This is a genomic window from Streptomyces gottesmaniae, assembly GCF_031845845.1.
Lineage (GTDB): Bacteria > Actinomycetota > Actinomycetes > Streptomycetales > Streptomycetaceae > Streptomyces > Streptomyces akebiae.
Window position 1 is genome coordinate 1 of record NZ_JAVRFJ010000070.1, and the last position, 24,346, is coordinate 24,346.

The window sequence follows — 24,346 nt, forward strand, 5'->3', positions numbered from 1 at the left end:
GGGCGGGGGGGGCCGGGTTGGACACGTTCGGGGGTCCGTTCCGGACGGTGCCAGGGGCTCGGTGGTGGGGGTGGGGGTGGGGTCGTGCGGGGTGTATGCCTGGGCCACGAGCAGCAGCCATTCGGTCTCGGCTCGGAGGTTGCCCGCTCGGGAGGCGGTTCTGGGGGGCGGGGGTGCGGTTCCGGTACTGGGGGGCGGGGGTGCGGTTCCGGTTCTGCGTTCGTTTCCGGTATGGCGTTCGTTTCCGGTTGTGGGTTCGCTTCCCGACTTCTTCGCGTGTACGGCCGCGCGCAGGATCGCGGCCTCCACGATCGCGTCTCCTTCCGGGGTTCCCGTCAAGCCGCGTGCGGCGACGGCCCGTTCGGCGCTCTCCTGGACGCGCACCGAGCGGTGGGGGCGAAGGGCGAGCACTCCATCGTTGATCTCGATCACCCGGCGGTGGAGGTGGAAGTCGGAGTCGTCCACGTGCTGCGACCCCGCCGAGCCCAGGACGACCTCAGGGGTCGCGTCGGTGAGCTCCTTCCACAGGGGGGCCAGCGCGGCGAACGACCTCGACTCCCAGCGACGGCGCAGGAACTGGCTGAACGGCCATACGACCGCCGGGAGGGTGAGCCCCACGGTGACGAGGAGTACCGCGACCGCCGGCGCCGTGACGCTGAACACGCAGCGGACGGGACTGATGGGCGTCGAGCACCGGACGCCGTGCGGCAGGAGGTCCAGTTCGAGCCCGATGGAGACCAGGCCGAAGACCTTGTAGGCGGCGTACAGCAGCGCGAAGACACAGCCGACGGAGGTGATGCGCAGTCCGACGCGCTGGCTCCTGCGGCGTGAGTGGCCGGCCTGTTTCCAGGTCTGCGTGCCGAAGTCCTTCGCGGTGACGCTGAGGTACGTGACGTAGATCAGTACGTAGAGCGCGTACAGCTGGGGCGAATCGTCGTTCAACTGGCTGGCGGTGAACAGCACCGTCATGGCGGTGACGGAGATGCCGAGGAAGAGCACGCGCCGTCGGATGTTCCGCCGGGCCTCCTCGGGTTCCTGGTCGAGCTGGAGCATGAACGCCAGGACGGAGGTCGCGGCGGCCAGCGTGAACGAGTTGCTGAGCAGGCGCCCGCCGTCGGGGACGACGCTTTCGACGGCGTTCTCCACGAAGGACACGTAGGAGCCGAAGGCACAGGCGAAGGAGACGAGCAGTGCCGCCATGGCCCAGGTGCCGGTCGGCCGGTGGCCACCCCGGCCCCGGACCCAGTACCCGGCGGCGAGCAGCAGCACGAGGGCCACGCCTGCGAACAAGAGGTCGATCATCGGCGCCGACGGCCCTTCGTGGTGGGTTTGGCGAACAGGGCTTCCCAGCGTTCGGCGCCCTTCTCGGGCTCACGGGGAGGTAACTCACGTCCGCGGTAGATGTGCTGGCGGATGACGGTGGCCATCGTCTCGGCCTCGCGCTCGTCGTCCGTGGAGTAGCTCGTGCGTCCGTTCATCCGCCGCACGAGGGTGGGGCTGAAGCCGAGGGCGCGGAAGGCGTCGGCGTCCAGCTCCAGCGTGCCGGGGTGGTCGCAGATGATGTGGCTGACCTCGTGCGCGAGGATGTGGTTCTGGTGCAGGGCGGACGTTCCCTCCTCGTAGAAGAGGAGGTCCGCGTCCGGTGTCTCCAGGCGGATCCCGCAGGGTGCGTCGATCGCGCCGAGGGTGCTCAGAGGCCTCAGGATGATCGGACGTCCGCGCATGTCCGCCACGGCGTCGCAGAGGTCTCGGGTGTTGAAGCGGTGAGGGAGCCGAAGCGCGTCCACGCGTTCTTCGCAAGCGCGGCGTAACCGCTCAAGGTCCATGTCCGGTCCTGACGTTGCTCGGGTCTGGCCGCTGACGGCGTGACCCCGTAAGGCCGTTGCGCGATCCGGGATCCCCGGCACCGAATCGTTCGAAAGCTTAGGCGAACACGCAGGCCGGTCCAAGGGAATCCGGGGGCTCTGGCCGAATGGCCGGATCTCGCGATTCGCCCCTCAGGTGAGGGCGCGTTCCAGCTGGGCAAAGGCTGGATTTCGGGCCGGGCCGGGCCGGTTTCCGGTCCGGGGCTGGTTTTCGGTCCGGGGCTAGTTTTCGGTTTGAGGCCATATTCCGGACGGGGCCGGTTTCAGGTTCCACGACCGCTCCGGGTCCAGGTGCCGGTCCGGGGCCAGGTCCAGGGCCGGGGCCAGAGCCAGGTCCGGGCCCGAGTTCAGGTCCGGGCCCGAATTCAGGTCCGGTCCCGAGTTCAGGTCCGGGTCAGCGGCTGACGGCGGGCCGATGATGGGTCGGTGGCAGGCCGGTGGCGAGCCGGTGGCCGGCAGCCGCCAGCAGCCACCTGCGGCCCGCATCCCGCTAATTGTCCAAGTCGAGGCCGTTCGAGGGCGTTTCGCCCGGAAGGCCCTCCAGGATGCGGGCCTGTTCGATCACCGCTGTCACCATTTGGAGGGTCTCGGCGCTGAGGCCGTTGGCGCGCAGGGCCACGGTGCGGACGTTCTGGTCCCGCATGGCGGCGAGGACCGCGATCTCCGCTCGGGTGCGATGGGCGGCCTGCTCATCCACGAAGTAGCCGGCGGGCACGCCGAAGAAGTCGGCGAGTGCCTTGATGGTGTGCCTCGTGGGGTTCTTCTTGGCACCGGTGCGCAGTTGCTGGATCGCGCTCGCCGTGAGCCCCTTGCCCTCGTCCCCGGAAGCCTCTCGGATCCCTTCGGCGACCTCGGCGTACGTGTAGGGCCCGCGACCCGCCGGGTGGACCTCCTGGAAGAGGTGGTCCAGCAACTGCGCGAAGGTGCGCGGCTCGTCGTCTGTCACGTCCGGTACGTCCTTGTCCTGATCGCCGCTGTGTCCACTCTGGTGTGTGCGAGCGCGGAACGTGGTGGCTTCTGCTCAACTTTAGTTGACGATCGCCCACAACTACGGTGTACGTTCTACGGGGGTCGCTCACACCAGAGTGTTCCATGGCTTCGATCGGCTGTCTTCGGCACGGGCCATGAGGGACCTCCCAGCCGGGTGGCCGGGTTCCGCGGGGGTGGGCCCGGCCACCCTGGAGCCTGTCTTCGCTTCCCGCTCGATCTGCCCGATTCCGCGACGGCGCCCAGAGGCCGCTTCGTTCGGCACCGGTCCCTCCCCACGTGGGGACCGGTGCCGAACGGTGCGGGGATGTCGATCCGCGCTTGGGGACGCGGATCGAGGAGGTTGTGGCTGGGGGCGTCGCTGAGGGTGGCCGGAAGCGTGCGGCATGATGGATCGGATTTGCGGACGCTACGCCGGTGGCCTCTGCGGGCCGCGCACCGGCGTGGGCGGCTTGGGCCCGATCCTGCCATTCGGGGCTGGTGGGAGAGGAGGGCTCTCGTGTCCGGTGACGCGTTTTCGCAGGTCAGACCAGCAAGGTGAGTTTTCCGGTCCGGATGTCCACGTAGTGGGGGAAGTTAAGGGGTGGATGCCTTGAGTCACGACTCAGAGGCACGCACGGCCTTCGCGGAACGTCTCGCGCTGCTGTACAAGGAAGCGGGCAACCCTCCCCTCAAGAGCGTCTCCGAGTCGGTCGTCCGGCTCCAGCGGGTCGATGAGCGCGGGCGCCCCGTGCGGGTCTCGGCCCAGCGGATCAGTGACTGGCGACGGGCCCGGAACGTCCCCGCGCAGTTCGCGGCCCTCGCCGCCGTACTGCAGGTGCTGATCCCCGAGGCCCGGCGTGCGCGGCCCGTTCCGGTGTCCAAGGGGCTGTACGACATGGCCCAGTGGCAGCGGCTCTGGGAGCGGGCCCTGGCCGATCCCGTCGGGGAGCGCCCGGCGGACTCCGCGTCCGGCACCACGACCGCCGCGTCCGGCGCCGGCATGGACGAGCAGCCTGCCGGCGAGGGCTCGTCCCTCCCCGGTGGTGTCTGCCCCTACCGGGGGCTGGCCTCGTACCGGCAGCAGGACGCGCGCTGGTTCTTCGGGCGGGAGCGGAGCACCGACGCGCTCGTCGAGCAGTTGCGCGCGGCGGGGCGCACCGGCGGCCTGGTCATGCTCGTGGGTGCCTCGGGCGCCGGGAAGTCCTCCCTGCTCAATGCCGGGCTCGTGCCAGCCGTGCGCAGCGGTGCCCTGGACGACGGTGACGCCGGCCAGGTGGGCACAGGGTTCGGGAGCGCGGGCACCGCCGGTGGGCGGAAGGGCGGCGAGGTGCTCCAACTCGTGCCGGGTGCCGATCCGGTCGGCGAGCTGACCCGTCACATACCGGAGCTGGGGCAGGTCGTGTCCGCCGCCTACGAGCCCGGTACGCCGATGTTCGCCGAGGCGGTACGAGAGGCCGTCTCGTCGTGGGCACGCCGACGCGGGACCGAGCACCGTGGCGGCGGTGGGGCGAGGGGCGGCAGCCAGGAGAGCGGCGGCAGCGGCGAAGCCCGGGACGGCGGCACCCGAAGCACCGGCACCGGCACCGGCAGCGAGACCAGGGGCGCCCTCGATCCCACCCCAATCCCCACTCCAACCCCCACCCCCATCCGCCCCGTCCTGATCGTCGACCAGTTCGAAGAGACCTTCACGCTCTCCTCCGACGAGGCGGACCGGCGGACGTTCGTGCAGTTGCTCAGTGCGGCGTGCACGCCCGGGGAGGAGGGCGGGGCCGCGCCCCTGGTCGTGGTGCTGGGCGTGCGGGCCGACTTCTACGAGCAGTGCCTCGGCTATCCGGAGCTGGCGGACGCTCTGCAGCACCGGCACATGGTGCTGGGGCCGTTGACCACGGCGGAGCTGCGGGAGGCGGTGACCGGACCGGCCAAGGCCGTGGGGCTGGAGCTGGAACCGGGGCTGGCGGAGCTGATCGTGCGGGAGGTGAGCGCGGACGGGCCGCGCGGGGCGCACGACGCGGGCGTACTGCCGTTGCTGTCGCACGCCCTGCTCGTGACATGGCAGCGGCGGAAGGCGGGCCGGCTGACGCTGGCCGGCTATCGGGCGGCCGGCGGTATCCAGGGCGCGGTGGCGGCCACCGCCGAGCGGGCCTGGTCGGGGCTGGACCCGGCGGCCCGTTCGGCGGCCCGGCTGCTGTTGCTGCGGCTGGTCCGGCTGGGCGAGGACACCCAGGCCACCCGGCGCCGGGGCACCAGGCGGCAGCTCGCGGACGGCTCGGCGGACCCGAAGAAGACCGAGGAGTCGCTGGAGGCGATGGCCCGCGCCCGGCTGCTGACGCTGGACGCGGAGACCGTGGAGATCACCCATGAGGCGCTGCTGCACGCCTGGCCGCGCCTGCGGGGGTGGATCGACGAGGGCCGCAACGACCATCTGCTGCGGCAGCGGCTGGAGGAGGACGGCCGCGCCTGGGAGGACTCCGACCGCGATTCCTCGCTGCTCTACCGGGGTTCGCGGCTCGAACAGGCGCACACCTGGGCGAAGTCCACCAGGGAAGCGGGGGGCACCGCAGGCACCGCAGGCGCAGAGGACCCCGGAGACACCGGGGGCGCCTTCCTGACCAGGAGCGCGGTGGAGTTCCTGGCCGCGTCGGTCCGGCTGCGTCGGCGTACCGTCCGGATCCGGCGGAGTGCCGTGGCGGCGCTGGTGGCGTTCGCCCTGGTGGCCGTCGGCTCGGCGGTGGTGGCCTGGCAGCAGCGCAACGACGCGGTCTTCGAGCAGGTGGTCGCCCAGGCCGATCGGGTCCAGTACTCGGATCCGTCGCTGTCGGCCCAGCTCGACCTGGTGGCGCACGATCTGCGGCCGGACGACGAGGGCACCGGCAACCGGCTCGTCTCGATCGTCAACGCGCCCCTGGCCACCCCTCTCCTCGGCCACGGCGGTGCCATCTACCTCACCTCCTTCAGCCCCGACGGGAAATACCTGGCCACCGCCAGCTACGACCGGTCCGTACGGTTGTGGAACGTGGCGGACCCGTCCCGGCCCAAGGCCCTGGGCAAGCCCCTCACCGGGCACACCAGTTGGGTGAGCAGCGCGGTCTTCGCACCGGACGGCCGTACGCTCGCCAGCGCCGGCGACGACGGCACGATCCGTATGTGGGACGTGCGGGACCCGCGCGCGCCGCGTGCGCTGGGCGCACCGCTGGCCGGGCACGACGGCACGATCTTCCTGATCGCCTTCAGCCCGGACGGGAGGACGCTGGCGTCCGTGGGCGAGGACCGCACCGTACGGCTGTGGGACGTGAGCGACCCGGCGCACGCCAGGGAACTCGGCGCGCCGCTCACCGGGCACAGCGCTCCCGTACGCGCCGTCGCGTTCGGGCCGGACGGGAAGACGCTGGCGACCGGGGGCGACGACAACACGATCCGTAGGTGGGACGTGGCCGACCCGCGTGCGCCGCGCGCGCTGGGCACCGTGCTCAAGGGCCATACGAGTGTGGTGCACTCGCTGGCCTTCAGTCCCGACGGGCGGACGCTGGCCAGCGGCAGTTCGGACAACACCGTCCGGCTCTGGGACGTGGCCGATCCCCGCCGGGCGAATGCGCTCGGGGCGCCGCTCACCGGGCACACCGGCCCCATCTGGTCCGTGGCCTTCAGCCCGGACGGCCGGACGCTCGCCGCCGCCAGCGCGGACAGCACGGCGAGTCTGTGGAACGTGGAGGACCCGGCGTATCCGTCGCAGGTCGGTGAGCCACTGGCCGGGGCGAGCGGGGAGATGTTCGCCCTGGGGTTCAGCCCGGACGGCCGGACCCTCGCCACCGGCAGCGGCGACAGCAAGGTCCGGCTGTGGTCGTTGCCGACCTCGGACATGGTCGGCCGGAACGGGGTGTTCCGGCCGGACGGGCGGGTGCTGGCCACCGCCGGGCGCGACGGACGGATCCGGCTGTGGAACGTGGCGGAGCCCGGCCGGCCCGTGCTGCTGGGGAAGGCGTTCACGCTCAAGGACAGCGGCAATCGCTCGCTGTCGTTCTCCCCCGACGGCCGCACCCTCTCGATCGTGGCCGGAAACCGGGCACTGTATCTGTGGGACGTCAGCGACCCGGCCCGCCCCGTCCTGCGCGGATCGCCGCTCGCGCTGCGGATCCGGTACACGGACGCGCAGGCCTACAGCCCCGACGGGCGGGTCCTGGCCACCTCCTACGGCGACCACGACGTGCGGTTGTGGGACGTCAGCGACCCGTCCCGGGCCGTCCCGCTCGGCAAGCCCCTGACCGGACACAAGGGCTACATCCTCGCCCTGGTCTTCAGCCCGGACGGCCGGACGCTCGCCAGCGGCAGCGCGGACGGCACCATCCGGCTGTGGGACGTGGCGGACCCGGCCAGGTCCCGGCACGTCGACGGCCCTCTCACCGCCCACCGCGGCTCGGTCAGCGACCTCGTCTACAGCCCGGACGGCAGGACGCTGGCCAGTGGCGGTGGCGACGACATGGTCCGGCTCTGGGACGTCTCCGACCCCCGCGAGGCGACGCGCCTGGGCTCCCCGCTCGTCGGCCACACCGAGACGGTCGTCTCGCTGACCTACAGCCCGGACGGCCGGACCCTCGCCAGCGGCGGCAACGACAGCACCGTCCACCTCTGGGACGTCTCCCACCCCGCCGACGCCTCTCCCATCGGCCGGGCGATGAGCCCCAACGCCAAGACGGGCCAGTTCTTGGCCTTCAGCCCGGAGAGCGACATGCTCGGGGTCTCCAGCGGCGCCGACACCGTACGGCTGTGGAATCTGGACGTCGACGACGCCGTACGGCACATCTGCGCGTCGACGCGCGGGGTGCTCACGCGGGAGAAGTGGGACGAGTACCTGCCACGGCTGTCCTACGAGCCACCGTGCGAGGACACCTGACACGCCTCTGAGCAGCACGTTCACGGCTTCTCGCCGGTCCCGTCCGGCCTGTCGGGCGGGACCGGGGGCGGGCCGGACGGGGCCGCGGGATCGCGTGATCCCGATCACAACTTGTCAACGCTATCGACCAGTCGGCTCCCGTCCTGCGAACAGCCTTGTTAGCCTTGGCCATAGCCCGGTCGCTGGTGCATCCCCCGTCGCCAGCGACCGGGCCCTTTCATGCCCTCCGGGCCTTCCCCGCTCCCCCGGCTTCCCCCGCTCCCCTCAGCCGTTCCAGGCCTCGTCGTACGGGTCCCGCGGTGCCTTCGCCGGCTTGGTCGTGGTGACCCGGAGGTAGGGGACGGCGGTGCCGTTGAGGGGGTCCTCGGTCCGCTTCGGCGTGTAGGTGCCGGTGACCTCGATCCAGGTGTCCGGCTGGAGCACGGCCGGGAGTTCGCCGGTGAGGGCGATCTTGACGGGCTGGGCGTCCGCGGCACAGCAGTTGAGGGCCATGCGGACCAGATACGGCGTGCCGGAGTCGTCGAAGGCGAGGAAGCCCGTGACCTTGAGCGAGCGGCCCGCGAGGGCGCGCCCCTTGTCGTAGACCGCGCGGCCCGCGTAGTCGGCGACGCTCAGGCGGAGGGTGCCGTCGGCGGGGAGGGCGGGGTAGCCCCAGGGCTGCTCCTGGAGGGCCGTGCCGGTGCGCATCGCGGTGTAGGAACCGGCGGCCGGCGGGGCCACCAGGACGAGGGCGAGGAGCGGGAGGACGAGCAGCCAGGAGACCCGGGGTTCGTGGTGGGCGTGCGGCTCGTCATGGGCGGCGTGCGCCTCGCCATGGGCGGCGTCCGGGTCGTCCTGCGTGGACCGTCCGTCGTCCTGCGTGGACCGTCCGTCGTGCTGCGTGGACCGTCCGTCGTCCTGGCGTCGCGCCCGGCGTTCGTACCAGAGCGTGGCCACGGCGGCGGCTATGAGGACGATGCCCGCGCCGATGAGGAGGGGGCGCAGGCCGGCCTTGACGTAGCGGAGGTAGAGGTCGGTGAAACCGGCGTGGAGCAGGGCTCCGCCGGTGAGGAAGAGGACGACGGTCTGCGCCTGGCGGTTCACAGCAGCACCGCCCCGACGAGGGCCGACACGAGGATCGCGAGGGCGAAGGTGACGGGGGCGAAGCGGAGCGCGAAGGCGCGGCCGAAGGTGGCGGTCTGCATGGCGAAGAGTTTCAGGTCGATCATCGGGCCGACGACCAGGAAGGCCAGCCGGGAGGTCAGGGAGAACTGGGTCAGGGAGGCCGCCACGAACGCGTCCGCCTCCGAGCAGATCGACAACAGCACGGCCAGGACGGCGAGGGCCAGGATCGCGACCACGGGGTGGTCGGCGGCGGCGTTCAGCCAGCTCGCCGGGACGACCGCCTTGAGCGTGGCCGCCGCCATCGCGCCGACGACCAGGAATCCGCCCGCGTGCATCACGTCGTGTCGCACCGAGCCCCAGAAGGCCGCGCCCTTGCCCTGGCCCTCGTAGGAGGGCCGCTCCGGCGGGCGCATCCACTCGCCGCGGCCGAGCCCTTGCCACAGCCAGCCCATCGCGCAGGCCACCAGCAGGCTCGCCACCAACCTGGCCAGCACCATCTCGGGGTTCCCCGGGAAGGCCACGGCGGTCGCGGTCAGCACGATCGGGTTGATCGCGGGGGCGGAGAGGAGGAAGGCGAGCGCCGCCGCGGGCGTCACGCCCCGGCGCACGAGGGCGCCCGCGACCGGCACCGAGGCGCACTCGCAGCCCGGCAGCACCACACCGGCCACGCCCGCCGCCGGTACCGCGAGGGCGGGCCGCTTCGGCAGCGCACGGACGAAGAACGACGCGGGCACGAACACCGCGATGGCCGCCGACAGCAGCACCCCGATGACCAGGAACGGCAGGGCCTGCACGACCACCGCGACGAACACGGTCATCCAGCTCTGGGTCACGGGCGCGGACAGCAGGCCCCGCAGCGGGCCCTGCGCCACCACCGCGAGGACCAGCAGCATGGTGAGCAGGAGGGGTGGGTCGAGATGCCGACCGCGGCGGGAGGCTTCTTCCTTGGTTGTGGCCACGGGGGACGGTACCTCCGTAGGGAACGGCTGCGCTGAGCGGGCCTGTTCGACCCTTTCCTCCCATACGGCGCCCGGCCCGAGGTTGCTCACGGACCGTGGAACCCTTTTTTAGTAATGGGATCCATTTTCATGTAGCGTTCCGGTCCATCACCCTGTGGAGGAGGACCCCATGGCCGTACCCAAGCGGAAGATGTCCCGCAGCAACACCCGGCACCGTCGCGCCCAGTGGAAGGCGAGCACGCCCCAGCTGGTGCCGTTCACGGTCGACGGCACCACGCACCTCGTACCGCAGCGGCTGCTGAAGGCGTACGAGCGCGGGCTGATCCACCCCGAGGGCTGAGGTGAGGGGATCGGGAGCGCGACCATGACGCATCGACGGCTGCCCGTCACCGTCCTGTCCGGGTTCCTCGGGGCGGGCAAGACCACCCTGCTCAACCATGTGCTCGGCAACCGCGAGGGGCTCCGCGTCGCGGTCATCGTCAATGACATGAGCGAGGTCAACATCGACGCCGCGCTCGTGCGCGGGGGCGAGGCGGCGCTGTCCCGCACCGAGGAGCGCCTCGTCGAGATGACCAACGGGTGCATCTGCTGCACCTTGCGCGACGATCTGCTGGAGGAGGTGGACCGGCTCGCGCGGGAGGGGCGTTTCGACTACCTGCTGATCGAGAGCTCCGGGATCTCGGAGCCGATGCCCGTCGCCGCGACCTTCGCCTTCGCGCGCGACGACGGGGCCACGCTCGGCGATCTCGCCCGGCTCGACACCATGGTCACGGTCGTCGACGCGGTGAACTTCCTGCCGGAGCTCGCGGGCGGGGACGAGTTGGTCGCGCGAGGGCTCGACCAGTACGAGGACGACGAGCGCACCGTGAGCGATCTGCTGATGGACCAGGTGGAGTTCGCCGACGTGATCGTGCTGAACAAGCTCGACCTCGTGGACACGGCGACCGCCGAGCGGCTCGCGGCGACCCTGGCGCGGCTCAATCCGGCGGCGCGGATCGTGCCGGTCAGCCATGGGCGGGTCCGGGTCGAGGACGTGCTCGGCACGGAGGCGTTCGATCTCGAACGGGCCCAGCAGGCACCCGGGTGGGTGCGGGAGCTGAACGGGGAGCACGTGCCGGAGACCGAGGAGTACGGCATCTCGTCGACCGTGTTCCGCTCCGAACGGCCCTTCCACCCCGGGCGGTTGTGGGACTTCGTGACCGAGGGCCTCGACAGCGGTGCCTTCGGGCAGGTGCTGCGGTCCAAGGGGTTCTTCACGCTCGCCGGGAGGCCGGGGGTCCTCGGGTTGTGGTCCCAGGCCGGGTCGGTGGCGCGCTTCGAACCGACCGCCGCGCAGGACGAAGGGGCCCCGTTCGCGCAAGAGTTGGTGTTCATCGGGACGGGGTTGCGGGGGGACGCGCTGCAGGTGGCTCTGGCCGGGTGTCTGGTGACGGAGGACGAGGTCCTGCGTGAGGCGGCCCTCGACGATCCGTTCCCGGCGTGGGATGTGCACGGGGTCGCCTGCGGGTGAGCGGGGGTTCTCGCGCAGTCCCCGCGCCGCTGAGAAACAGGGACTGCGCCCCGGGCTTCCCAGGGCGCGCGACCGTGGCCTTCCAGGCCCGCGGGCACCGGCCCTTCGGCTACGCTCCGGCCCCCGCCCGCCTCCCCAACAGCTCCGCCAGCCCCCGCCGCGTCGCCGCCAGCACCACACGGTCCTCGGCCCGGAGGACGTAGGTGGGCGGCAGGTCCCAGATCAGTCCCGAACCCGGCGGCGGCCCGGCGGGCCGCTCCGGACCCGGCTCCCCGGACGCCGCCGTGTCGAGCGCCAGCACACGCCACGCCCCCGCCTGGAACGCCTCGGCGACGGTCCGGCCCTCCAGGCGCCGGTGACCGCGCACTTCGACGGCGGCGAAGAGGAGCACCCGGCGCTCGACGGGGATCGCGCCCAGGATCTGGCGCCCCATCATCGCGCCGGCGAACGCGGGCGCGGCGAGGTGGGTGACGCTGCGGCTGCGCGTCAGGGCGCCCGGGTGGGCGGCGCGGAGGGTGCGGTAGACGGCGGTGGCGAAGTCGTCGTCGTAGAGGCGCAGGACGACGCGCAGGTCGGGGCGTAACGAACGGGCGTACAGGCCGGCTTCGAGGTTCGTCGTGTCGGAGCTGGTGACGGCGAGCAGGGCGTGGGCGCGGTGGATCTTGGCGGCCTCCAGGACGCCCTCCTGGGTCACGTCGCCCAGGATGACCGGCACCCGCAGCCGACGGGCCTCGGCCAGGCCGCGCGCCTCGGGGTCCTCCTCGACGCAGACGACCGGGATGTGGAGGTCACGCAGGCGGGCGAGCACGCGGGTGCCGATCTTGCCGAGGCCGAGGAGGACGACGTGTCCGGACAGGCCGCGCGGCGGCTTGCGCAGTGCCGTGCCGCTGCGGAACGTGCCGAGCGCCTCGAGGACGGCGGCCAGGAGCACGGGCAGGAGGAGTAAGCCCATGAGGCCGGAGAGAAGTTGGAGGATCTGCCGGGAGTCGCTCTGGTCGGTCGCGGGGTCGGCGATCCCGAAGAGGTCGAGCAGGGTCGCGTACGTCGCCTGGAGCGGATGCTCCCCGGTGATCACCATCTGGGCGACGGCGAGGGCGAACACGCACCCGATCATCCCCGCGAGGGACCACCGCAGCCGCCGCGAGAGCAGCGACCCGAAGGCCCCGAGCGGACCGCCGCCGGACCGGCCGGGCGGCAGCGCGGTCCCCGTGTAGCGGACGGTGTCGAGGACGACGGTGCCGCGCCCGGTGGCCGCCGCCACCGCCCTTTCGTCGGGCAGGAGTTGGGGACCGCGTTCCCCGCTGCCCTCGGAACCCTCGGTTCCGGCGGGGTCGTTGGTGGTGGCCGACAGCAGCGCGAGGGTGCAGAGGCCGCCCGGACTCCGGCCTCCCGGACCCTGGCCTCCCGGGCTCTGGCCGCCCGTTCCCTGGCTCGCCCGGCCCGGCGGGCGTTCCACGGCCCTGAGCATCAGTCCGTCCGTCTGGACGACCTTGCTGGTTCCGGCCACGGCGGTCGCGGCCAGAGCGGGCGCGGCCGTGTCGGCGTCGGACAGGACCGTTGTCGAGCCGCCGAAACCGTCGACCCCGTCGGCGGTGCCCCCGGTCGCCAACGCCGATGCCTGGTCGAGCAGTTCCTCGATGTGCTGGCCCAACCGACGGTTGTAGAGCCGCAGGACGAGCCGTAGACGCGGGTTGAGGCGGCGGGCGGTGAGGGCCGCGCGGATGTTGGTCTCGTCGTCGTCGTACACCAGGGCCAGCGCGGCGGCCCGCTCGACCCCGGCCTCGGCGAGCACCGCCTCGGTGGCCTCGGCGGCCTCCAGGACCCGCTCCCCGCTCGCGCCGCCGGTCCCCTCTCCGGTCCCGGCGCTCCGGTCGCCGGTGGTCGGATCGCCGTTGCCCGCCGCCCTGTTGACGACCGCCGTCACCCGGTCGATGAGGGCGGCGGCGGTGCGGGCGCGTCCGACGACCGGCCGCTGCGCGATCCGCGCGGTCGGCGGCACGACGAGGGTCACCTGCTCCCGGTACACGGTCCGCAGTTCGGCGGCGAGCCGGTGCGCCAGTCCGTCGTCCCCGCAGACGACCATGTGCGCGCCCGGGTCCGCCGGACCAGGCTGTCGGCCAGGACCGGTACGGCTGTTGTGCTGCGAAGGGCTCCCCACGAGGCAGAAGACTGCCGTATGCACGCGGCCGGTTCCTCAGTGATCCGGATCACAGTTGCCGGTGTGAGTGCGACGGCGGGTGGAAATCCGTACTCAAGAGGGACGGAGCGACGGCGGTGTCCGAATGCGAGGATGGGGCGCCATGACCGCAGGGTGGGGTACGCGCACGACACGCGCCGCGATGTTCGCGGCCGTCTGTGTGCTGCTCGCCGCCCTGGGCCACGTGATGATGTCCGGTGGTCATGTCCCCTGGTGGGCCCTGGCGGTCGGGGCCGCCGCGACCGGTGCGGTCGGCTGGTGTCTGGCCGGACGTGAGCGCGGTCTCCCGCTGATCACCTCCGTGGTGGTCGCCGCGCAGACGGCCCTCCACGGGGGCTTCGAGCTGGCACAGCCGTCGGGCGTCGGGGGCGCGGGCGCCATGGACGGCGCCGTTGGCGGCGCCGCCAACGGTGCCACGCGGCGGGGACCGGACATGGGCTCCGCCCACATGGATCACACCGTCCACATGGGCCCGACCGGTCACATGGACCATGTGGACTCCACCGGTTACCTCCTGGACGGCGCGTACGCGTCCTCGTCCGGCATGTTCGCCGCGCATCTGCTGGCCGCGCTGCTGTGCGGTCTGTGGCTGGCGCACGGCGAGCGCGCCGCCTTCGCGCTGCTGCGGGCCGTGGCCGGCTGGCTGGCCGCACCGCTGCGGCTGCCGCTCGCCCTGCCGGTCGCGGCGGAGCGGCCGCGCCCCCGGGTACGGCGCGGCCGTACGGACCGCTCGCCGCGTCGGCTCCTTCTCGTCCATGCGATCACCTCTCGGGGTCCGCCCGCCGGGACCGCTGTCAGCTGACGACAGCCGGTGACCCGGGGCAGCCCACCACGGCTCGCTCCCCGGGCTTCGGCCGTACGCCGCCACGGCGTGCCGTACGGCCGCTTCCCTTCCCACCGGACCACCGAACGCGTTCCCACGTGTCGCGCACTCCCGCACGCACCCGTCCGCCTGCCTGCCCTGCTGCCTGTCCTCCTGCCTGTCCGCCTCCGTCCTCGGGCGAAGGGCGGCTCCGCGAAGGGCGGTCCGTGCGGGGCGGCCGGGCGGAGCGCGGCTGTGCGGCCATGTGGCTCCCACGTGCCCGTGCCGACGGATGGTCCCGGTCCCGGACGACCCGAGAAGGACATCAGGTGATCACCCTTACTCCCCCGCCCGCGTCGATCCCGCGAGCCTCCCGGTCCACGACCGACGAGTCCATAACCGCCTGGGCGCTCGCCGCGCGCGGTGGGGACCCGGAGGCCGTCGAACGGTTCGTCGGCGCACTCCACCGTGACGTCCAGCGGTTCGTCGCCCACCTCTGCGCGGACCCGCAGGCGGTGGACGACCTCGCGCAGGACACGTTCCTGCGGGCGCTCGGCAGCCTGCACCGGTTCGAGGGCCGCTGCTCCGCCCGTACGTGGCTGCTGTCCATCGCCCGCCGAGCGGTGACCGACAGTTTCCGGTACGCGGCGGCCCGGCCCCGCCTGTCCGACGTACCGGACTGGCGGCTGGCCGTCGAGCACGCCCAGCCGCGCGGACTGCCCGGCTTCGACGACGGCATCGCGCTCGCCGATCTGTTGGGCACGCTGCCCGAGGAACGGCGTGAGGCGTTCGTCCTCACGCAGATGCTGGGCCTCTCCTACGAGGACGCGGCGGAGCTGATCGGATGCCCTGTCGGGACGGTGCGGTCGCGGGTGGCCCGGGCACGGACCACGCTCGTGCGCTCGCTGGCGGCGGCGGAGGGAGCGCGGGAGGAGGAGGGCGCGCTGGTGGCGGCCTGAGGCGTCCGAGACCGGTGGTCGGCTGCCGGCTGCCGGCAGCCGCAGCCGGCAGCCGACCACCGCGCCGGGCAAGGACGGCCCCGCGCGCCGTTCACGCGTAGCTCACCACGCCCGGCCCGGCGGTCACGGCCGTCTGCCACGAGTGGCAGACGGCGACGTAGCCGAGGTCGCGGCGCCCCGCGGAGTGCTCCCTCCGACCGCCAGTCTCCAGGGACTACGCGGGCGTCGACCGCTGGGCGCGCTCCCTCAGATGACGTTCCGCGAAGTCGAGTTCCAGGCGGAGTTGCTTGATCCGTTCGTCGACGACCAGGGAGCCGTGACCGGCGTCGTAGCGGTAGACCTCGTGGACGGCGCCCCGGCCGGCCAGTCGGTCGACGTAGTTGTCGACCTGGTGGATGGGGCAGCGGGGGTCGTTGACGCCGGCGGAGATGTAGACAGGGGCTTTCACCGCGTCGACGTAGGTCAGGGGCGACGAGGCCTCGAAGCGCTCGGGGACCTCCTCCGGCGTGCCGCCGAGGAGCGTGCGGTCCATGGCCTTCAACGCCTCCATCTCGTCGTGGTACGCGGTGACGTAGTCCGCGACGGGAACGGCGGCGATGCCGAGCGCCCAGACGTCCGGCTCGACGCCGAGGCCGAGGAGGGTGAGGTAGCCGCCCCAGGAGCCGCCCGTGAGGATGAGGCGGTCGGGATCCGCGAAGCCGGAACCCACCGCCCACTCCCGGACCGCCGCGATGTCCTCCAGCTCGATCAGGCCGACCCGGTGCTTGAGGGCGTCGGTCCAGGCACGGCCGTAACCGGTGGAGCCGCGGTAGTTGACGCGGATCACGGCGTACCCGTGGTCCAGCCAGGCGGCTGGCCCTGCGGCGAAGGAGTCGCTGTCGTGCCAGGTCGGGCCGCCGTGGATGTCGAAGACCGTGGGGTACGGGCCGGACACGCCCGCCGGGCGCTGGACGAGGGCGTGCACACGGCCGCCGGGGCTGTCCACCCAGACGTCCTCCACCGCAATCGAGCCGGGCGATTTCATGCCCGGCGGGTCCAGCACGACCTCGCCCGTCGTGGAGCGCACGACCGGCGGTTCGGCGGCCGAGGACCACAGGTACTCGACGCTGCCGTCGGGGCGGGTCGTGGCTCCCGACACCGTGCCCCTCGGGGTCTCCACCCGCTCCAGGGCGCGGGTCGCCAGGTCGTAGCGGTACAGCCCGCTGCGGGCCTCGAAGCTGTGGGCGACCAGCAGCGCGGAGCCGTCCGGATACCACTCGGCGCTCAGGTCGCCCTCCAGCCGGTCGGCGAGTCCGAGGTCGGTCTCCTCGCCGGAGACGGCGTCCCAGAGGAGCGGCTCCCAACGTCCGCCCCGCTGGTGGCCGATGAGCAGACGGGTGTCGCCGTCGACAGGTGCGAACCCCAACACGTCCAGGCCCAGCTCGACCGTGCCGCCCTTGGTGTCGTCGAGCTCGGCGACCGTCGTGCCGTCCGGCCGGACCACGCGCACCGCCGCGTGCATCGCGTCGCCGTGCTCGGTGTGCTCGATCGCGATCAGCGAGCCGTCGTGCGAGAGGTCGCCGACCCCGGCCGACTCACGGTGGCGGTAGATCTCGACGGGGGCCTCGCCCTGCCGGGACACATGGATCGTGGAGCCGTCCTCGTCGGTGGAGCGGCCGACGACCGCCGTACGACCGTCACGGCCGAGGGCCAGGCCCGCCGGGTAGGACGGCTCCAGGCCCGGGGCGCCCTCCTCGTCCGGGCCGCCGTGGAAGGGCTGGCGCCGCCAGACGCCGAACTCGTCGCCGTCCTTGTCGTCGAACCACCAGATCCACTCGCCGTCCGGCGAGAGCACACCGTCGGTGGTGCCGTTGGCCCGGTTCGTGACCTGGCGCTGCTCGCCGGTGGCGCGGTCCCACGCGTACAGCTCGTACGTGCCCGTGGCGTTGGAGACGAACAGCGAGCGGTGCGGCGCGTCCTCCGCCCAGTCCGGCAGGGACACCCTCGGTGCCCGGAACCTCTTCTCCCAGTCGGGCATGGACCCGCTCTGCTGCTGCGGGGTGGACCCGTTGCTCTCAGTCATGGCCCCATATTGCCCCGCCCGCACGACAAAGCGCCGACGAGGTCCCCAGCCTGTGGATAACTTCGGCGTCGCGGGCTGCCGGCCGGGCCGGTTGTCAGTGGCCGGGTGCAGACTCGCCGCATGACCTCGACGACACCAGAGACAGAACCGAGCACGTCTCCCGGGACCGACCTCCGCACCACCGTCGAGCGTTTCTGGGCCACCGCCGAGGAGCGGGACTGGACGGCGTTCGCCGAGACGCTGGCCGAGGACGTCGTGTACGAGCTGCCGCAGACGAGGGAGCGGATCCGCGGCCGGGAGCGGTATGTGGAGTTCAACCGGGAGTACCCGGGTGACTGGCACGCCCGGGTGGAGCGGATCGTCGCCGAGCCGGGACGGGGGCAGCAGGCGGTGAGCTGGACGCATGTCACGGCCGGGTTGGAGGAGATGTACGCCATCACCTTCTTCACGGGGGACGAGGACGGCCGGATAGTCGCGATCACGGACTTCTGGCCCGAGCCGTACGAGCCGCCCGCCGGGCGTGAGCACCTCGTCGAGCGGTACTGAGGGGGCGACCCCGGAGCCGGGGACCCCGCGCGGGCACCGTACGGTGGAAGGCGTGTACCGGTTCCTGCTGACGCCCCGATGGTGGGGGATCAACGTCTTCGTGCTGCTCGCCATCCCGTTCTGCGTGTTCATGGGTTCGTGGCAGCTGAGCCGGTTCGAGGACCGGATGCAGGACCATCGCGCGGCGACCGAGCGGATCGACCCGGCGGACCGGGCACCGGCGCGCCCGCTGGACCAGCTGCTGCCGGTGGACAAGGAGACCTCGGGTGAACTGGCCACCGTGAGCGGGCGGTACGGCGAGCAACTCCTCGTGCCGAACCGCGAGGTGGACGGCAGGACCGGGTTCTACGTGCTGACACTGCTGCGCACCGACGAGGGCAAGGCCCTGCCGGTGGTACGGGGCTGGCTGCCCGGCACAGCGGACGCCGACCGCGCCCCGGCGGCTCCCTCCGGCGAGGTCACCGTCACCGGCTCGCTGCAGGCGGCCGAGACACCGGGGTCGAACGGCGTGCCCGTCCAGGGCGGGCTGCCGGCCGGGCAGACCTCGGCGATCAGCGCGGCGACGCTGGTGAACCTCGTGCCGGACGACCTGTACGACGCCTGGATCACCCTCGACAAGGGCGACTCGGGCATGAGGGCCGTCCCCGCGACCGCGCCGCAGGACACCGGGCTCGACCTCAAGGCCTTCCAGAACCTCGGCTACACCGGCGAGTGGTTCGTCTTCGCCGGCTTCGTCGTCTTCATGTGGTTCCGCCTGCTCCGCCGCGAGGTCGAGTTCATCCGCGACGCGGAACTGGGGCTGCTGCCCGACACCGTCGAACCGGACGGAGACGGTTCCGGCACCGCGGAGCGGGGCGGTGACGAGCCCGGCGGCGGCGACCGCGCCGCCGAGAGCCGCTCCCGCGAAGCCGAGCCGGCCCGTAGGACGTGAGCGGGCCCCGTAACCGTAGGACGTGAGCGGGCCCCGTGAGGACGTGAGCCGACGCCCTAGGACGTAGCCGGCCCCGCAGCACGCAGGTACCGGCGGGACTCGCGGTAGGACGCAGGACCGGCGGGACTCACGCGACCCTTCGCGCGACCGCGGGGAACCGCTGACCGCGGCTCCCGTCAGGTGGCTGCCAGCAGGCCCGTCCGGTAGACCACGCCCGCGCAGGCGTTGGTGATGGTTGTCGAGAAGCCGGCGATGCCGCCCTCGGCGGTGTGGGAGACGAGGACACTGCCGTCGACGACGCCGTCCTCGGTGACGAGCTGGGTGGAGACGGAGTTGGAGCCGTCGGTGGTGGTGCCGGGGGTCTCCTCCCCCGTGGGCGTCGGGTCCGGCGACGGATCCGTACCGCCGGTGCCGCCGCCGGTCGTCCCGCCGGTGGTCTGGCAGGGCTCGGACGGCACCCAGGCGAACCGCACCTCGTAGGCCGCTCCGGGCGCCAGCACCAGCTGTGTCAGGGACAGCGCCGGGTCGGGCAGTGCGGCCGCCGCGTCACCGGCGACATGCGTCGCCACGGTGATCTTCGACCCGTCCGCGGCACCCTGCGGGGTGACACTCACCGCGCCCGCGCCGGTGACCGTACAGCTCGTGCCGGAGATGTTGGAGACGCGGAACGAGCCGTAGACGGCTCCGCCGGAGTCCGGTGCGCCCACGCTCCCGCCACCGCCGAGCTGGCCCGCCGTGCACAACGTGGAAGCAGCGGCCGTCGGGGTCGCCTGGGTGCCACCCGTGGAGCCGGTGCTCTGGCCCTTGCCCTTGTCGCCCTTGCCCTTGTCCTTGTTCTTGCCGGACCCCTTGGGCCCGCCGGAGGAGCCCCCCGGCGAACCGTTCCCGCCGGTCTGGCCCTTGGACTGGCCCTCGGTCTCCGGCTTGTGCGAGCCGTTGCCCATGATGGACGGGTTGACGTCGGAGCCGGTGGAGTTGGAGACGTGGACGAGGGCCGGGATCGCCGTGCCGATGAAGAGCGCGGCGGCGGCCATGCCGACGACGGCCTGGCGCTTGCGGGTCCGCCGCGCCGGTACCGCTCGCCGCAGGTGCTCCAGAGTGCCGTCCCTGGGCTCGATCTCCGACACCGCCTGGTGCAGCAGATTGCGCACCACCAGCTCGTCGGACTCGAACCCGCCGATGCCCTTCACCCCGGAGCCGTTCAGCCCGGAGCCGTTCAGCCCGGAGCCACCGGGCGCGGAGCCCTTCAGTGCCGAGCCGTTCAGTGCCGAGCCGTTCGGTGCCGAGGAACTCGTGCCCGGATCGTCCGCGGCCGCGTCGTCCGTACCCGGGTCGGCCGAATTCAGGTCGGCGGACCGCGAGTCGTCCTCACGCGAGTCGTGCGGAGCGTGGCCTTCGAGATCCTGGCCCTCGGGGTGGGGGCCTTGTTCTTCGGGGCCGTGATTCACAGTTCCGTTCCCAGCGTGCGATTGCGTTTCTTCGTGCTCCTCGAGCCCGCGCCCCCCGACGCGCCCGTCCCGCCCGCGCCGCTCCGCGCGTTCGTTCCCGCGCTCCTCCGCGCGCTCGTCCTCGTCCCGGCGCCCCCAGGAGGCACGCCTCCGGGCACCGAGCTCGTCCCGACCGTCGTGCCTGTCGGGACCGTCGTGCCTGTCCGGTCCGTCGTGCCTGTCCGGTCCGTCGTCCCTGCCGTGCGTGCTCATGCGGGCGCCTCCATGGCGACGCGCAGTGCCGCGATGCCCCGCGAGCCGTACGCCTTCACCGAACCCAGCGATATGCCGAGCGTCTCAGCGACCTGGGCCTCGGTCATGTCGGCGAAGTAACGCAGCACGAGGACCTCGCGCTGCCGCCGCTGGAGCCCCTTCATCGCCTTGATGAGGGAGTCACGCTCCAGCTGGTCGTAGGCGCCCTCCTCCGCGCTCGCCATGTCGGGCATCGGCTTCGACAGCAGCTTCAGGCCGAGGATGCGGCGGCGCAGCGCGGAGCGCGAGAGGTTCACGACCGTCTGGCGCAGATAGGCGAGCGTCTTCTCCGGGTCGCGGACACGCTTGCGCGCCGAGTGCACGCGGATGAACGCCTCCTGGACGACGTCCTCGCAGGAGGCGGTGTCGTCGAGGAGGAGCGCCGCGAGGCCCAGCAGCGACCGGTAGTGCGCGCGGTAGGTCTCGGTGAGGTGGTCGACCGTCGTACCGGAGGCCGGCACCGTCGACGTGTCGTCCGCGCCGTCGCGCTGGCTGGGTATGCGGGTCGGCCGCGCCGCGGGCATCGGCGCGATCACCGGCATGCCGCCGGCCGAACCGGACGCGCGGGGACGGCGGGGTGGACGAAGGGTGGTGCCCCTCGTCTGTACCGCGGTGAAATCGAGAACCTCTGCCACGCCTGTTGGACCCGCATCCCCCCGTCGAGGTTGTACGGAACAGGCATTACTTTTGCGTCAGACCGCACACGTGTCCGTACGGCATGTGCGCTGTCGGGTACGGCGGCCCTGTCCCTCGGCACGCAGCGCGCAGCCATCGGTACGACCCACCGAACACCGGACAGCGCGTCGAACGCCCTCATGCGTACCAGCTCTTCCCCTATGCCCCAAGTGTTGGCGCCCAGCCCCGCCGAAGGGCGCCTGGTAAAGACGCTCCCCGTCCGCCGCGCGGTTGCGGCGGACGGGGAGGAAAATCCTCGATCACCGGGAGGCCTGAATCAACCCGGAGATCCGGCGACGGTCCGGCCGGAAATCCTCCGCCCGTGGCACCGCCGACTCGAAGAACTTACACGCCACCACCGACAGGGGCCGACGCCGCGGTCGCCCGATCACCGTCACCCTCCGAGCGACCGGGCACCGCGGGGTGCCCGACCGGGCACCGCACGTGCCCTAAGCCCCCCTGACCACCAACTCCGCCACCTGGACCGCGTTCAGGGCGGAGCCCTTGCGCAGGTTGTCGCCGCAGACGAAGAGTTCCAGGGCCGTCGGATCGTCGAGGGCCCGGCGCAGGCGCCCCACCCAGGTGGGGTCGGTGCCGACCACGTCGGCCGGCGTGGGGAACTCCCCCGCGCCCGGATCGTCGAAGAGGACGACCCCGGGGGCGGTGGCGAGGATCTCCCGCGCCTTGGCGACCGTGACCTCGCCCTCGAAGCGGGCGTGCAGGGTGAGGGAGTGCGCGGTGACCACCGGCACCCGTACGCAGGTCACGGCCACCGGCAGCTTCGGCAGCCCGAGGATCTTGCGGGACTCGTCCCGCACTTTCATCTCCTCCGAGGACCAGCCGTCCGCGCGGAGGTCCCCGGCCCACGGCACCACGTTGAGCGCCACCGGTTCCGGGAACGGCCCTGTGTTGTCGCCCACGGCCCGCCGCACGTCACCGGGGGTGGTCCCCAGTTCCGTACCGGCGACCAGGGCGATCTGCTGGCGCAGGGTCTCCACGCCTGCCCGTCCCGCGCCGCTGACCGCCTGGTACGAGGAGGCCACCAGGGCGCGCAGCCCGAACTCGGCGTGCAGCGCGCCGAGGGCCACGATCATGGAGAGGGTCGTGCAGTTGGGGTTGGCGATGACCCCGCGCGGCCGGTTCCGGGCGGCGTGGGCATTGACCTCGGGGACGACGAGGGGCACCTCCGGGTCCATCCGGAAGGCGCCCGAGTTGTCGACCACGACCGCGCCCTTGGCCGCCGCGATCGGCGCCCAGTGCTCCGCGATCTCGTCCGGTACGTCGAACATGGCGATGTCGACCCCGTCGAAGGCCTCCTCCGACAGGGCCGCCACCTCGACCTGCTCCCCGCGCACGGCCAGCTTGCGGCCGGCCGAGCGCGGGGAGGCGATCAGACGGATCTCGCCCCAGATGTCCGCGCGGTGGGACAGGATCTGGAGCATGACGGTGCCGACGGCCCCGGTCGCGCCCACGACCGCGAGTGTCGGCCTGCCGGTTCGCCCGGCATCCACGGCCATCAGCGGTCGACGCCGTGACCGATGCCGCCGTCGTCCGCACGGGAGGAACGGACCGTCATCGTCCGGTGCCTCCGTAGACGACGGCCTCGTCGCTGTCGGAGTCGAGCCCGAAGGCGGAGTGCACGGCGCGCACGGCCTCCGGCACGTCGTCGGCGCGCGTGACCACCGAGATACGGATCTCGGAGGTCGAGATCAGCTCGATGTTCACCCCCGCGTTGGACAGCGCCTCGAAGAAGGACGCGGTGACGCCCGGGTTGGTCTTCATCCCCGCGCCGACCAGGGAGATCTTGCCGATCTGGTCGTCGTAGCGCAGCGAGTCGAAGCCGATGCCGGCCTTGTTCTTCTCCAGCGCGTCGATGGCCTTGCGGCCCTCGGTCTTGGGGAGGGTGAAGGAGATGTCCGTCAGCCCGGTCGTCACGGCGGAGACGTTCTGCACCACCATGTCGATGTTGACCTCGGCGTCCGCGATGGCGCGGAAGATCGCGGCGGCCTCGCCCGGCTTGTCCGGGACGCCGACGACCGTGACCTTGGCCTCGGAGACGTCGTGGGCGACTCCGGAGATGATGGCGTGCTCCACCTTGTGGTCCCCTTGCGACTCTGGCTTCTCGTTGCTGACCCAGGTGCCCGGCAGTCCGGAGAAGGACGAGCGGACGTGGATCGGGATGTTGTAGCGGCGGGCGTACTCGACACAGCGGTGCAGTAGCACCTTCGAACCGGACGCCGCCAGTTCGAGCATGTCCTCGGAGGAGATCCAGTCGATCTTCCGGGCCTTCTTCACGACCCGCGGGTCGGCGGTGAAGACGCCGTCGACATCGGTGTAGATCTCACAGACCTCGGCCTCCAGCGCGGCGGCCAGCGCGACGGCGGTCGTGTCCGACCCGCCGCGGCCGAGGGTGGTGATGTCCTTCTTGTCCGCGCTGACACCCTGGAACCCGGCGACGATGGCGATGTTGCCCTCGTCCAGCGCGGTCCGGATGCGCCCCGGCGTGACGTCGATGATCCGGGCTTTGTTGTGGACGGAGTCGGTGATGACGCCCGCCTGGCTGCCGGTGAACGACTGGGCCTCGTGGCCCAGGTTTTTGATCGCCATGGCCAGCAGCGCCATGGAGATTCGCTCTCCGGCGGTCAGCAGCATGTCGAACTCACGCCCGGCAGGCATCGGTGACACCTGCTCGGCGAGATCGATCAGCTCGTCCGTCGTGTCGCCCATCGCGGAAACGACGACGACCACCTGGTGGCCGTTCTTCTTCGCTTCCACGATCCGCTTGGCGACGCGCTTGATGCCCTCGGCATCGGCTACGGAGGAGCCTCCGTACTTCTGCACGACAAGGCCCACGTGCGCTCCTCGCTCCGTTTCAGTCCCTTATCCGCACATACGCACGTACTCACACGTGCTGCGGCGGTCGGCTCAGTCTATCGAGCGGTCGAATATCGCTTCCCTGGTACCGCATGGTGAGATGTCCCGCTCACCCTTTGATCCTCTGGGTTTTCTCCGGACCTTCCACCGGTTACACCCGGCTTCTCGCCACGGACCCTCGACCGCTCCGGGAACGTCTCTGCCCAGGTCGTAGCCGAACAGTCGGCGCGGACGGGGAAAAGTGCCTGGAGTCACACCGGGAGCCC

The 24,346-nt window shown here is 72.1% G+C and carries 18 protein-coding genes; 7 read left to right on the top strand and 11 right to left on the bottom strand.

The genetic code is table 11. The features are described from left to right. From RM704_RS43320 to RM704_RS43330, 3 genes are all read right to left on the bottom strand, one after another. The coding region (locus tag RM704_RS43320; RefSeq protein WP_311593366.1) for an MAB_1171c family putative transporter at nucleotides 1-1,302 on the bottom strand (1,302 nt) is incomplete at its 3' end. Continuing rightward, complete coding sequence (locus tag RM704_RS43325; protein ID WP_311593368.1) at nucleotides 1,299-1,724, bottom strand: M48 family metalloprotease; 426 nt, start codon at nucleotides 1,722-1,724, stop codon at nucleotides 1,299-1,301. The genes RM704_RS43320 and RM704_RS43325, both read right to left, overlap by 4 nt. Nucleotides 1,725-2,355: 631 nt before the next feature. After that, nucleotides 2,356-2,811, bottom strand: a complete 456-nt coding sequence (locus RM704_RS43330; RefSeq protein WP_033524580.1) for a helix-turn-helix domain-containing protein — start codon at nucleotides 2,809-2,811, stop codon at nucleotides 2,356-2,358. 624 nt (nucleotides 2,812-3,435) lie between these two features. On the opposite strand from RM704_RS43330, the gene RM704_RS43335 reads away from it, so the two are divergent. Then, on the top strand, nucleotides 3,436-7,722 hold the full coding sequence (locus RM704_RS43335; protein ID WP_033524579.1) for a WD40 repeat domain-containing protein: 4,287 nt from the start codon (nucleotides 3,436-3,438) through the stop codon (nucleotides 7,720-7,722). Between the two features lie 264 nt (nucleotides 7,723-7,986). On the opposite strand, the gene RM704_RS43340 is transcribed toward RM704_RS43335, so the two are convergent. Together RM704_RS43340 and RM704_RS43345 are read right to left on the bottom strand one after the other, a co-directional pair. Next, a complete protein-coding gene (locus RM704_RS43340; protein ID WP_033524578.1) occupies nucleotides 7,987-8,805 on the bottom strand; it encodes a TIGR03943 family putative permease subunit in 819 nt (272 codons plus the stop codon). Further along, the gene (locus RM704_RS43345) at nucleotides 8,802-9,785 is read right to left on the bottom strand and encodes a permease (protein WP_033524577.1); all 984 of its coding nucleotides are present in this window, start codon (nucleotides 9,783-9,785) and stop codon (nucleotides 8,802-8,804) included. The genes RM704_RS43340 and RM704_RS43345 overlap by 4 nt, the downstream gene beginning before the upstream one ends. A gap of 169 nt (nucleotides 9,786-9,954) precedes the next feature. On the opposite strand from RM704_RS43345, the gene rpmF reads away from it, so the two are divergent. After that, nucleotides 9,955-10,125 (top strand): 50S ribosomal protein L32, encoded by a 171-nt coding sequence (gene rpmF, locus RM704_RS43350; RefSeq protein WP_033524576.1) that lies wholly within the window; start codon nucleotides 9,955-9,957, stop codon nucleotides 10,123-10,125. A gap of 24 nt (nucleotides 10,126-10,149) precedes the next feature. Continuing rightward, complete coding sequence (locus RM704_RS43355; protein ID WP_033524575.1) at nucleotides 10,150-11,295, top strand: GTP-binding protein; 1,146 nt, start codon at nucleotides 10,150-10,152, stop codon at nucleotides 11,293-11,295. A 109-nt stretch (nucleotides 11,296-11,404) separates the two neighbouring features. Here RM704_RS43355 and RM704_RS43360 read toward each other — a convergent pair whose 3' ends face one another. Beyond that, nucleotides 11,405-13,378 carry an NAD-binding protein gene (locus tag RM704_RS43360; RefSeq protein WP_033524574.1) on the bottom strand — a complete coding sequence of 658 codons (1,974 nt, stop codon included), beginning with the start codon at nucleotides 13,376-13,378 and terminating at the stop codon, nucleotides 11,405-11,407. Between the two features lie 217 nt (nucleotides 13,379-13,595). Between RM704_RS43360 and RM704_RS43365 the strand changes: the two genes are divergently transcribed. Both RM704_RS43365 and RM704_RS43370 read left to right on the top strand, forming a co-directional pair. Beyond that, the gene (locus tag RM704_RS43365) at nucleotides 13,596-14,294 is read left to right on the top strand and encodes a hypothetical protein (protein WP_033524573.1); all 699 of its coding nucleotides are present in this window, start codon (nucleotides 13,596-13,598) and stop codon (nucleotides 14,292-14,294) included. A gap of 329 nt (nucleotides 14,295-14,623) precedes the next feature. Further along, nucleotides 14,624-15,253: a sigma-70 family RNA polymerase sigma factor gene (locus RM704_RS43370; protein WP_052145758.1), complete on the top strand. Its 630-nt coding sequence runs from the start codon at nucleotides 14,624-14,626 to the stop codon at nucleotides 15,251-15,253. 214 nt (nucleotides 15,254-15,467) lie between these two features. Here RM704_RS43370 and RM704_RS43375 read toward each other — a convergent pair whose 3' ends face one another. Next, nucleotides 15,468-17,315 carry a S9 family peptidase gene (locus tag RM704_RS43375; protein ID WP_078936881.1) on the bottom strand — a complete coding sequence of 616 codons (1,848 nt, stop codon included), beginning with the start codon at nucleotides 17,313-17,315 and terminating at the stop codon, nucleotides 15,468-15,470. Between the two features lie 120 nt (nucleotides 17,316-17,435). Here RM704_RS43375 and RM704_RS43380 point away from each other — a divergent pair, with 120 nt between their 5' ends. Both RM704_RS43380 and RM704_RS43385 read left to right on the top strand, forming a co-directional pair. Further along, nucleotides 17,436-17,861 (top strand): nuclear transport factor 2 family protein, encoded by a 426-nt coding sequence (locus RM704_RS43380; RefSeq protein ID WP_033524571.1) that lies wholly within the window; start codon nucleotides 17,436-17,438, stop codon nucleotides 17,859-17,861. Between the two features lie 52 nt (nucleotides 17,862-17,913). Next, nucleotides 17,914-18,792, top strand: coding sequence for an SURF1 family protein (locus RM704_RS43385; protein WP_192829519.1), 879 nt, complete (start codon nucleotides 17,914-17,916; stop codon nucleotides 18,790-18,792). A 176-nt stretch (nucleotides 18,793-18,968) separates the two neighbouring features. Here RM704_RS43385 and RM704_RS43390 read toward each other — a convergent pair whose 3' ends face one another. The 4 genes from RM704_RS43390 to RM704_RS43405 all read right to left on the bottom strand — a co-directional run bounded on the left by RM704_RS43390 (nucleotide 18,969) and on the right by RM704_RS43405 (nucleotide 24,059). Beyond that, nucleotides 18,969-20,240 (bottom strand): hypothetical protein, encoded by a 1,272-nt coding sequence (locus RM704_RS43390; protein WP_311593377.1) that lies wholly within the window; start codon nucleotides 20,238-20,240, stop codon nucleotides 18,969-18,971. 248 nt (nucleotides 20,241-20,488) lie between these two features. Beyond that, on the bottom strand, nucleotides 20,489-21,073 hold the full coding sequence (locus RM704_RS43395; RefSeq protein ID WP_033524569.1) for a SigE family RNA polymerase sigma factor: 585 nt from the start codon (nucleotides 21,071-21,073) through the stop codon (nucleotides 20,489-20,491). Nucleotides 21,074-21,655: 582 nt separating this feature from the next. Further along, nucleotides 21,656-22,723 (bottom strand): aspartate-semialdehyde dehydrogenase, encoded by a 1,068-nt coding sequence (locus RM704_RS43400; RefSeq protein WP_033524568.1) that lies wholly within the window; start codon nucleotides 22,721-22,723, stop codon nucleotides 21,656-21,658. A 55-nt stretch (nucleotides 22,724-22,778) separates the two neighbouring features. Continuing rightward, entirely contained in the window at nucleotides 22,779-24,059 is a 1,281-nt protein-coding gene (locus RM704_RS43405; RefSeq protein WP_033524567.1) for an aspartate kinase, read from the bottom strand. Nucleotides 24,060-24,346: the final 287 nt, after the last annotated feature.